Raw genomic sequence first — 10850 nt, forward strand, 5'->3', positions numbered from 1 at the left:
CTATTCTGCATAATATCATTTTATCATCTCTCCGTTTTCGAGATCTATATTCATTTATATTAGACTGATCAACGGGTGAACCCCAATCAAGTGGAGTAAAGATTCAGTCCGGCTTCAGCCGCGAACCGCTCAGAAGACCGCGCTCTTCGAGCACGGGATAGGCAAATGTCGCGAGAAGCGAGTTGATCTGCTTGAGATCGCGGATCGTGTCGAGGTGGATCGAACTGGTCTCCACACTCTGCTCCGTTCCCTGGCGCAGACGCTCGAAATGGCGCTGGCTCGTTTCCTTTTCCACGTCGCGAAGCCGGTCCTTTTCCATGACCAGTTCGCGCGCGGTCTCCGTGTCCTGTGTCACGAGCAGATTGAACGCAAGCCGCGCATTGGCCAGAACCGAAGCATGGAAACTGGCAAGCTCGCGCCAGCCTTCCTCGGTGAATTCCACACCACGCTCCATCTTCTTCTCGACATGCGCAAGCATGTTGCGAACGATGATGTCGCCGACCTGCTCCAGCTTCACGCAGACACCGAGCAGTTCCTGACAACGGCGGGAATCCTCCTCCGTCATGTCCTGTCGCGTGATGCGCGCCAGATACAGTTTGATGGCGGCATGACGCCGGTCAACCGTGTCGTCAACGGCGGCAAGCGCATCGATGGATTTGCGGTCGGCCTTTTCATAAAGCTCCAGAATGCGGCACAGCATGAACTCGACGGTCTCGCACATGCGCACCGTTTCGCGTGTCACATTGGCAAGCGCCTGATGCGGGTTGTCGAGCGCGGAGGCGTCCAGCGCGCTGGCTTCCGCCAGAAGAGGTTCCTCTTCCTTGTCCTTCTCCGGTGGAGACTGCAGCGCGACGATCGCCTCGGTCGCCTTCAGGATCAGCCGCGAGAGCGGAATGCCGGCAATCAGGATCAGAACGTTGAAGGCGATATGGGCGTGGATGATGCGATCTGCGGGATCGCTCCCCAGCTGCTCCAGCGTGGGCGCGAAGACAATGAAGGCCACCAGCAGAACGACCGAACCCAACCCGCGCATCAGAAGGTTGCCAAGAGGCACCACGCGATAGGCCGGCGGCGAACTGCGAGTGAGCATGGGGGCGATGAACGAGCTGCCCAGATTGACGCCCAGAACCATCACGATGCCCAGCTCCGGTGAGACGATGCCACGCGCCGCAAATGTCGTCAGCAGCAGAACAGCCGCGATGCTCGAATGGAAAAGATAGGTCACCACGGCTGCAAGCAGGAAGGCCGTGATCGGATCGCTGGAAAGATAGCCGACAATGATCGGCACGATGGTGCTCTGCCGCAGGGGTTCGGATGCCTCGCCCATCATTTCAAGCGAAAGGATGAGCAGTCCGACACCAACCAGTATGCGCCCGAACTGCCGCCACTGCCGGCGCTCTGTCGCGAGAAAAATGCTTGTGCCGAACAGAAGGCACAGCGGCACGAGCAGCGTCAGGTCGAAACTCAGGATCTTGACGACAAGTGCAGACCCCACTTCCGCACCGCGCACGGCAAGAATGCCGGAAAGGCCGGTAACAATGCCGAGCCCGGCAAAGGAGCCGACAAGCAGCGTAACGGCGGTCGAGCTCTGCAGGGCGATGGAAAGCAGAAGGCCGGTCAGCGCCGCCAGAACCGGGTTTCCCAGCGTCTGCCGCAGACGCTGGCGCAACACATTGCCATAGGCGCGCTCGACGCCCGTGCGCACCATGCGTGTTGCCCACAGGAGCAGGGCCACTGCGCCAGCCATGTGCAGAAAGAAGACGGAACCGCTCATATCACCTCAATTAAGCCCTGCAGAAAGCGGACCTGATCATATTTAAAGCCTGTCTTTGATGCCATCGATGAGGCCATTCAGAGGCGCGTGTTCGATGGATGCGGAGCAGCTTTGATACCCATATGTTACATTTGATATTTTTAAATAGCAAATGTTCAAAATCGCGCCAATATGCAAGCCAAGGTTCGGAGTTCTGAAGTCGTCCAGAAACCCTGGTTGACGAAGCGCTCATTTAAAAAATAATAAAAAGGAAGATTAGTTTTTATATCTGCTATATTATAAATAATATTAAATAAATAGCCCTGTTATAAATGCCCATAAATTATTATTTACATCGATAGAATCTCCTTTAAGCTTTGGCAGCAGCGGAACGCCGGAACGTGACGTCGCCACGAGCGCCATTGCGGCCGGTGGTCTTGGCCTGGCCGTTGGAAGCCCCATCGGAGCTGCGGTAGGCGCCGCCAATGGCACGGCCGCTGGCGCTGCTCTCAGCGCCGTGGCCGGCGGTGCGAGCGGGGCCATTATCGCTCAGGTGTAAGCCGACAACATTGTCGCATTGTTGCCGGGTGCCGGCCGTTGGGCCGGCATCTCCCTGTCTACATGATCCGCTTGCGCAGCCAGGCTGAAACAACCTCACCCAGAACCACCAGCGCCAGAATGGCGAGGAGAACGGTGGCCGCTTCCTGCCAGTTGAACGTGTCAATGGCGCTTTGCAGGATGAGACCGATACCGCCCGCGCCGACAAGGCCGAGCACCGTCGATTCCCGCAGATTGATGTCCCAGCGCAGGATCGCCACGGCCCAGAAGGTGGGCATGACCTGCGGCACGATTGCGTAGAGAATGACCTTGAGGCGCGATGCGCCGGTCGCTTCCAGCGCTTCCACCGGTCGCCGGTCGATCTCCTCGATGGCTTCGCCAAGAAGCTTGCCGATGAAGCCGATGGAGCGGAACATGATGGCGATGATGCCCGCCACGATGCCGGGACCGAAAATCGCCACGAACAGCAGCGCCCAGATGATCGTGTTCACCGAACGACTGGAGACCAGAATGAGACGGCCAAGCCAGAGCGTCGCCGCATTGGGCGTCGTGTTCTGCGCCGAGATGTAGGCGACGGGCAGGGAGACGAACACGGCGATTGCCGTGGCGATGGTGGCGATATTCACCGTCTCCAGCAGCACCCACAATATGTTCGGCAGGTTCGTCACATCCGGCGGCACCATGCGGCTGAACAGATCGCCCATCTGCTGCGGCGCGTCGAACACCCAGGGCCAGATCACATCAATGCTGGTCAGGGCCCAGACAATGGTGATCACGGCAAGAAGGAAGATTGCGTAGCGCTGCAACCGCTCACGCGGGGTATAGCGCGCCCACTCTTCCGGGGTCGTGTCCATGCTCACCATATCCGTTTCCTGATCTGGCCGCTGATCGCCTCGCTCACCAGAATAACGGCGACGATGACGATGGTGATGGCCAATGCGAAGTCATAATCATAGCGCCCGAAGGCGTTTGCGAGCGTCGAGCCGATGCCACCGGCGCCCACAATGCCAACCACTGCCGAAGCGCGCAGATTGCTGTCGAGCTGATAGATGCTGAGGCCGATCTGACGCGGCATGATCTGCGGAAAAACCGCGTAGATCAGCGTCGGAAAATAGCCCGCACCCACGGCGCGCATGGCTTCCACCTGACCCCAGTCGATCTCCTCGATGCGCTCGGCCAGCATCTTGGCGACAAAGCCAATCGAATAGACGATCAGCGTCAAAACGCCCGCGAACGGACCAAAGCCGACCGCCTTCACGAAGATGATTGCCACGATGACCGGATGGAAGCTGCGCGCCACGATGATGAGGCCGCGTCCAAGAAGAAAGATCGGGCGCGGCGCGAGGTTCCTGGCGGCCATGAAGGCGATGGGGATGGAGAGCAGAACACCACCCACCGTTGCCAGAATGGCAATCTTCAGGCTTTCAAGAAAACCGTCGATGAGAAGCCCGCTGCGCTCGAAGCTTGGCGGAAACGCGCCATTGAAGATGCGCGCGGCGCGCGTCATGCCCTGTGCTACGCGGTTCCAGTCTATCGGCAGCATGAACACTGCCCAGCCGATATAGAGCGCCACCGCGATGAGCAGCCCATAACGCAGCACGGGATTGGCGATCATCGGCGGTTTGCGCCAGGTGTCCGGCACGGAAGAGGTTGTGGTGCTCATGCCTTCTGAGCCCTCAGCGGCGTGACATTGTCCATCTCGCCGCGCTCTTCAGCCGGCACACCGGCATAAATTTCGTCCATGGCCGCCTTGTCGAGCGCGTCGGGCTCGGCATCGAAAATGATGCGGCCATAACGCATGCCGACGATGCGGTCGGTGTATTGCTTGGCTTCCGCCACATTGTGAATGTTGATCAGAACCGGCAGCGAGAATTCGCGCGAGAGCGCCCGCAGCAATTCCATGATCTGCTCGGACGTCTTCGGATCGAGCGAAGCCGTCGGCTCGTCGGCAAGCAGGATTTCCGGTTCCTGCATCAGCGCCCGCACAACGCCGACGCGCTGGCGTTCACCGCCGGAGAGTTCGTCCGCCCGCTTGTTGGCGTAATGGGCGATGCCCACGCGCTCCATCAGTTCGTAGGCGCGGCGGATATCTTCTTTTGGATACCGCCGGAAGGCTGCACGCCACAGCGGCAGATAACCGAGCCGGCCCGACTGCACATTCTCCATCACGGTCAGCCGGTCCACCAGATTGAAGCCCTGGAAGATCATGCCGATGCGCCGGCGTGCCGCGCGCAGCTTCGCGCCCTTGAGGTCGGTCAGCATCAGGCCATTGAGCTCGATCGTGCCGGAGCTCGGCTCCACAAGCCGGTTGATGCAGCGCAACAGCGTGCTCTTGCCCGCGCCGGAAGCGCCGATGATGGAGACGACGCTTTCGCCTGGCACCTCCAGGTCCAGCCCTTTGAGAACCGGCGCGCCATTGCCATAGCGCTTCACCAGCTGCGAAATTTTCAGCATGCATCAACTCCGAAAACAGATGAGTGAAAAAAGCGGGCGGAGACCAAGCCCCGGGGTCTCACGCCCGCAGTAACGTCACTCTTTTGCGAGGCCCTGCGGCGTATATTCCACGCCATTCGCCTTCTGGATCTCGCGGATCACGGCCCAGTCCTTCTGATAGGTCACGGGCACGAACTTGCTCACGCCCGAGAACTCCTCGCCAAGCGCGGTGCCTGCGAAATCAAAGGAGAAGAAGGCCTCCTTGATCTTTTCCACCAGTGCCGGATCGAGGTCGTGCGCATAGGTGTAGGAAGTGGTCGGGAACGGATCGGACTCCCAGACAATCTTCACCTCTTCCGGATCGTAGAGATCGCGCTCGGCCATGCGGTCCACGACTTCAGAAGCCACCGGTGCGGCGTCATAGTCGCCAGCCACCACGCCCAGCATGGACTGGTCATGCGAGCCGGAATAGACAACCTCGTAATCCTGCTCCGGCACAACGCCGAGCCCGGGGAACAGCGCGCGCGGTGCGAGATTGCCCGAGTTGGAAGTGGGCGAGGTGTGGGCAATGCGCTTGCCCTTCAGGTCGCCCATCTCGTTAATGCCGGAATCCTTGCGGGTGTAGACCTGCAGCTTGTAGCCGAAGCGGCCGTCTTCCGATCCCATGATGGCGAATGGCACAGCGCCGGCGAGATTGACGGCAAACGGCGTCGGACCGGTCGAGAAGCCGGCAATGTGCAGGCGGCCGCTGCGCATCGCTTCCACCTCGGCAGAGTTCGACTGCACGGCGAAGAACTGCACGTCCTTGCCGGTCACGTCCTCCAGATGCGCGATGAAGGGCTCCCAGATGTCCTCATAGATCGCGGGGTCTTCCACCGGCGTGTAGGCGAAAACCAGCGTGTCAGGGTTGGAAAGCTTTGACGGGTCGCTCGGCGTGTCCGCCACCAGATCTTCATTGGCGTCGCAATACATCGCGTCCAGCTGGCCGCGATTGGCGCAATCCTGCGCCTGCGCGGCGGTGCCGGCCAGCAGTGCGGACAGGCCAAACAGCGCCGCTGCGGCGCCCCCGGCAAAACGGGTGTCGGTCGTCATGGGCATGTTCGTTTCTCCTCCAATGTGGGCTTTTCGGCCCACCTCTCCCTTTCAGACGCGATGGAATGCATCCGATTGCAAAAATCGTATCGAATTTTTGTGGTAGTTTGCAACATTCAAATATTCAGAATTTGGAAAACCCTCGAAAATGCAGAAAAATGCAGCTACAAGCTTGGCAAAACGCTCAGTTTTGGAGAAGCATGCGGTGGCGGCAGTGACGGCGGAAAACGTGATGACCGGGGTTCCGGCTCCGAAACCCTTTGGTGAAATGTCCGCCGCGCGGCTGGCCGGCATTGAATTCGTTCTCACCGATATCGACGATACGCTGACCACCGAAGGCCGTCTTCCGGCCCAAGCCTATCACGCGCTGGAACAGCTCCATGAGGCGGGCATCACGGTTGTGCCGGTCACCGGTCGCCCGGCCGGCTGGTGTGATCTCATTGCCCGGCTCTGGCCTGTCGATGCGGTTGTCGGCGAGAACGGCGCGTTCTATTTCGCCTGCTCGCCGCAGGGCGGCATGACCCGCGAATTCGCACAGTCTGCCGAGGAGCGGAGCGAGGGCCGTCGCCGGCTGAATGTGCTCGCCGATGTCATCTTCAGGGCGGTTCCACGCGCGCGTCTTTCTGCGGACCAGACATTCCGCGAGGCGGATCTCGCCATCGATTTCGCCGAAGACGGCCCGCGCCTCGACGACGCCGAGATTGCCCAGATCGTGACCTCATTCGAAGAGGCCGGCGCTGTTGCGAAAGTGTCATCTATTCATGTCAATGGATGGTTTGGCCAGTACGACAAACTGGCGATGACCCGTAGCCTGTTTACCCGGCGTTATGGCCTCGACCTCGAAAAGGCGGGTGACAAAGTGATTTTCGTAGGCGATTCCCCGAACGACGCACCCATGTTCGACTTCTTCGAAAACAGCATTGGCGTGGCCAATTTTGCCGACTTTCAGGACGGCACGGTCCCGCCGCCCAAATGGATCACGCAGAAAGCCGGCGGCGCAGGGTTTGCCGAAGTGGCCGACGCGATCCTTCAAGCCAGGGAGAGCTGATGGCGCGTCTCAGGAAAACCGCCCGCCGCGAACAGATCCTTCTGGAGTTGCAGCACCATCCACATGTGCGCACTTCAGAGCTTGCCACGCGGTTTGGCGTGTCGACCGAAACAGTACGCCGCGATGTCGAGGCGCTCAGCCAGGAAGGGCTGATCCGCCGGGCCTATGGCGGCGCTTCCATCGCGCCGATGGGCGCACAGCCGCCATTTGGAGAGCGCGACCGGGCGCGTATCGAGGAGCGGGCCATGATCGCGGCCCGCGCCGCCGAACTGGTTCGCCCCGGCGAAGTGCTGATGATCGACGCCGGCTCCACCACGCATCAGTTTGCGCTCAGTCTTGCCTCGGTCGCACGCGACCTAACGGTTCTCACCAACAGCGTCGCCGTCGCTTCCGCACTGGCGCAGAACGAAACCATTCAGGTGGTCATCTGTCCGGGCGATTTCATGGCCCGCGAGGTGGGCATCTACGGCGCTGAAACCATCGATTTCATCGCCCGCTACAATGCCAACCGCGCCTTCATCGGCGCGAGCGGGCTGACAGCCGGGGGCATCACCGAGGTCAACCGGCTTGCCGTTGGCGTCAAGCGCGCCATGCTGCGCCAGGCGCTGGAAAGCTATCTTCTCGTCGATCACTCCAAGTTCGACGTCAATCTGCTCGCCACGGTCGAGCCGCTTTCCGCGCTCACCGGCCTTGTCACCAACGAGCAGCCAACCGGCCCCCTGGCGAAGGCGCTTTCCGATGCCCGCGTCGAGGTGCATGTCGCCGGTTGATTCACAACACTTTCCACACTGGCGCGGATGCATCGAAACATCGTCTGGTGCATAGTGCCGCCCCAAGGTCAGAACCTACCTCTGATGAACCGGAGAATTGAAGAATGTCGAAAGCGGAAATCGGCCTGATCGGCCTCGGAGTCATGGGTGCGAACCTCGCCCTCAACATCGCCGAGAAGGGGCACACGATCGCCGTCAACAACCGCTCCACGCCTAAGATCGACGCCTTTGTCGAGCAGGCCCGCACCGAAGGCCTGGCCGAGCGCGTCCTGCCAGAGGCAGACCTCGCTGCCTTCGTGCAGTCGGTAAAGAAACCGCGTTCCATCATCATCATGGTCAAGGCCGGCAAACCGGTCGACGACATGATCGAGCAGCTTCTGCCATTGCTTGATGAGGGCGACGCCATTCTGGAATGCGGCAACTCGCTCTTCAGCGACACGCAGCGCCGTTTCGACTATCTGAAGCCCAAAGGCATCGGATATCTCGGAGTCGGCGTTTCCGGTGGCGCCGAAGGCGCGCGCCATGGCCCCTCCATCATGGTCGGTGGCTCCAAGGCGCAATGGCATGACGCGGAAGCCGTGCTCACCTCCATTGCCGCAAAATTCAAGGGCGAGCCCTGCGTTGCCTGGCTTGGAGAGGGCGGGGCCGGCCATTTCGTCAAGACGATCCACAACGGCATCGAATATGGCGACATGCAGATGATCGCCGAGGTCTATGGCGTGATGCGCGACGGGCTCGGCATGGACGCCGCAGCCTGCGCCGAAGTTTTCAAACGCTGGAATGAAGGCCCGCTCAATTCCTATCTGATCGAGATCACGGGCCATGTGCTCGAAGCCATTGATGGCGAGAGCGACAGGCCGCTCGTGGACGTCATTCTCGACAGGGCAGGGCAGAAGGGCACCGGCGTCTGGTCGGCAATCGCCGCGCAGGAACTCGGCGTGCCAGCAACGGCCATCGAGGGTGCAGTCGCAGCCCGCTCCATCTCGTCGCGCAAGCAGGAGCGCATCGCGGCGGAAGCGCTTTACGGCAAGCGCGAAGGCAAGGTCGACATCTCCATCGACGATCTGGAAAAGGCGCTGCTTGCCGGCAAGATCGTTTCTTACACGCAGGGCTTCTCCGTCATCGCCCGCGCATCCGAAGAGCAGGGCTGGGGGCTTGAACTTGCCACCATCGCGAAGATCTGGCGCGCCGGCTGCATCATCCGCTCCCGCTTCCTCGACCAGATGGCGAGCGCCTTTGCCGGCGATGCGGCCACCAATCTCCTGATGGTCCCGGATTTCGCGGAACTGATGAAAGAAGCAAGCCCCGCGCTTCGCCGCGTGGTCGCCACCGGCGCGCTGGGCGAGCTGCCGCTGATCTGCCTTTCTTCGGCGCTTTCCTATTTCGACAGCTACCGGCAGGCGCGCGGCACGGCCAATCTCATTCAGGGCCAGCGCGACTTCTTCGGCTCCCACGGCTTCGAGATCGAAGGGCGCGGAGCGGATCTGCACGGCGACTGGCCGTCTCTGGTCGAATAGGCCGCCATAAAGAAAAAGGCCCGGATGGCGATGCCATCCGGGCCTTTCAATTCGATGCTTCAAAAAGCTTAGGCAGCCTGCGCTTCGCCGGCCTTCAGAGCTTCCAGAACGGTCTGCGGCGAGGAAACGCCATACGGATCGCTCTCGCAGTTGTCGGAGAAGCCTTCTTCCTCGAACCACTTCTCGATCACGCCGTTGTTGACCACGGCGGCGTAGCGCCAGGAGCGCATGCCAAAGCCGAGATTGTCCTTGGCAACGAGCATGCCCATCTTGCGGGTGAACTCACCCGAGCCATCCGGAATGAGCTTGACGTTGTTGAGGCCCTGGGCCTTGCCCCAGGCGTTCATCACGAAAGCGTCGTTAACGGAGATGCAGTAGATCTCGTCGATGCCCTCGGCCTGGAATTCCGGGTAGAGCTTCTCGAAATCGGGAAGCTGGTAGGTCGAGCAGGTGGGGGTGAAGGCGCCCGGCAGGGAGAACAGGACAACGCGCTTGCCGCCAAAGAAGTCGGCAGTCGTCTTGTCTTCCCAGCGGAACGGGTTCGGGCCTTCGATCGACTCGTCGCGAACGCGCGTGCGGAACGTGACGTCGGGAACTTTTCTCACGGTCATTGCTAATCCTCTGGCACAAACAAAGCTGATCCCGACCTGAGCCGGGCAGCCTGGATATGGAAATCTTGAACTCCGGCTGCCGGGAGGGTGCGCCGGATGAGACGGCCGGAATAGAGCATTTTGTCGCGGCGAAGTGAAGGCCCGACACTGCGGCAATCCGCAGCATTTTTCCCTTGATTCCGTGCTAATTCCGCGAAACTGCCATGGTTCCGCCAGAAACGATCAGAACCGCCCCCACCAACCGGTTCAGATGGACGAAAACGCGCTCGGATTTCAGCAGTTTGCCAAGCACGACGCCGCTGACCACGTAAAGCGCGACAGCAACCACTTCGAGCGCGAGGAACACCCCGCCCATGGCGGCAAGCTGGCTCCAGGCCGGCTGCGACGCGTCGATGAACTGCGGGAAGAAAGCGGTGAAGACGGCAATCGCCTTCGGGTTGCTGATGGCAATCACGAAATCGCGGCGCATCAGTTTGCCGATGGCTGAATCCAGCGAAGTAGCGCTCGCCAACGCGCGCGCCTTGCGCCAAAACTGGATGCCCACATAAATGAGATAGGCCGCACCCACCAGTTTGATGATGGTGAAGGCCGTGGCAGACGCCGCCAGCACCGCGCCGAGCCCGACAATGGTGACCGCGATCAGGAAAACGAAGGCCGGCATGCGGCCAAGCCCGCCCAGAAGCGCCGGCACAAAGCCAAGCCGCGCCGCGTTGGAAAAGGTCAGCATGTTGTTCGGGCCGGGGGCGCAGTTCAACGCGAAACAGGCCGGAATGAAGATCGACCAGGCAATCATCTGGGGTATCCTTGGCGAGAAAGCTGCGGCGATCCTTAAACAGATCGCTGGATTGGGCCAAGAATTCAGATCGGGAAAAGCGTTACGCCATCTGCTTTGAGCGCACACCGTCCGCAAGCCCTTTGACGAGGGTCGCAACGGCCTCGGCGGGGTCTTCGATCCTGTTGCCATCGGCGTCGTAACACTGCGCGATGGTCGCCACAATGGCACTGCCAACGACAACGCCGTCTGCCGCCTCGCCAATCGCCCGCGCCTGGCGCGCCGTCTTCACCCCG

General features: G+C 60.7%; 10 protein-coding genes and 1 pseudogene. 3 read left to right on the plus strand and 8 right to left on the minus strand.

Annotated elements, in window-relative coordinates:
* Window positions 1-103: 103 nt before the first annotated feature.
* The 5 genes from JYP46_RS15855 to phnD all read right to left on the minus strand — a co-directional run bounded on the left by JYP46_RS15855 (window position 104) and on the right by phnD (window position 5842).
* Window positions 104-1774, minus strand: coding sequence for a Na/Pi cotransporter family protein (locus tag JYP46_RS15855; RefSeq protein WP_206548650.1), 1671 nt, complete (start codon window positions 1772-1774; stop codon window positions 104-106).
* A 596-nt stretch (window positions 1775-2370) separates the two neighbouring features.
* Window positions 2371-3174 carry a phosphonate ABC transporter, permease protein PhnE gene (gene phnE / locus JYP46_RS15860; RefSeq protein ID WP_113156968.1) on the minus strand — a complete coding sequence of 268 codons (804 nt, stop codon included), beginning with the start codon at window positions 3172-3174 and terminating at the stop codon, window positions 2371-2373.
* Complete coding sequence (gene phnE / locus JYP46_RS15865) at window positions 3168-3974, minus strand: phosphonate ABC transporter, permease protein PhnE (protein ID WP_222474171.1); 807 nt, start codon at window positions 3972-3974, stop codon at window positions 3168-3170. Before phnE (JYP46_RS15865) ends, phnE (JYP46_RS15860) begins: the two co-directional genes overlap by 7 nt.
* Complete coding sequence (phnC, locus tag JYP46_RS15870) at window positions 3971-4765, minus strand: phosphonate ABC transporter ATP-binding protein (RefSeq protein WP_113156970.1); 795 nt, start codon at window positions 4763-4765, stop codon at window positions 3971-3973. The genes phnE (JYP46_RS15865) and phnC overlap by 4 nt, the downstream gene beginning before the upstream one ends.
* A 75-nt stretch (window positions 4766-4840) precedes the next feature.
* Complete coding sequence (gene phnD, locus JYP46_RS15875; RefSeq protein WP_206544814.1) at window positions 4841-5842, minus strand: phosphate/phosphite/phosphonate ABC transporter substrate-binding protein; 1002 nt, start codon at window positions 5840-5842, stop codon at window positions 4841-4843.
* Window positions 5843-6068: 226 nt separating this feature from the next.
* On the opposite strand from phnD, the gene JYP46_RS15880 reads away from it, so the two are divergent.
* From JYP46_RS15880 to gndA, 3 genes are all read left to right on the plus strand, one after another.
* Window positions 6069-6884 (plus strand): HAD-IIB family hydrolase, encoded by an 816-nt coding sequence (locus JYP46_RS15880; protein ID WP_420884110.1) that lies wholly within the window; start codon window positions 6069-6071, stop codon window positions 6882-6884.
* On the plus strand, window positions 6884-7654 hold the full coding sequence (locus JYP46_RS15885) for a DeoR/GlpR family DNA-binding transcription regulator (RefSeq protein WP_113156971.1): 771 nt from the start codon (window positions 6884-6886) through the stop codon (window positions 7652-7654). Before JYP46_RS15880 ends, JYP46_RS15885 begins: the two co-directional genes overlap by 1 nt.
* Before the next feature lie 104 nt (window positions 7655-7758).
* On the plus strand, window positions 7759-9171 hold the full coding sequence (gene gndA, locus JYP46_RS15890) for an NADP-dependent phosphogluconate dehydrogenase (protein ID WP_206548651.1): 1413 nt from the start codon (window positions 7759-7761) through the stop codon (window positions 9169-9171).
* A 68-nt stretch (window positions 9172-9239) separates the two neighbouring features.
* On the opposite strand, the gene JYP46_RS15895 is transcribed toward gndA, so the two are convergent.
* From JYP46_RS15895 to trpA, 3 genes and pseudogenes are all read right to left on the minus strand, one after another.
* Window positions 9240-9782, minus strand: coding sequence for a peroxiredoxin (locus tag JYP46_RS15895; RefSeq protein ID WP_113156973.1), 543 nt, complete (start codon window positions 9780-9782; stop codon window positions 9240-9242).
* Window positions 9783-9966: 184 nt separating this feature from the next.
* Window positions 9967-10575: a LysE family translocator gene (locus tag JYP46_RS15900; RefSeq protein WP_113156974.1), complete on the minus strand. Its 609-nt coding sequence runs from the start codon at window positions 10573-10575 to the stop codon at window positions 9967-9969.
* 82 nt (window positions 10576-10657) lie between these two features.
* Window positions 10658-10850: pseudogene (gene trpA, locus JYP46_RS15905) on the minus strand (tryptophan synthase subunit alpha); the annotation flags it as partial.

Source organism: Nitratireductor aquimarinus, assembly GCF_017255295.1.
GTDB classification, from domain to species: domain Bacteria; phylum Pseudomonadota; class Alphaproteobacteria; order Rhizobiales; family Rhizobiaceae; genus Nitratireductor; species Nitratireductor aquimarinus.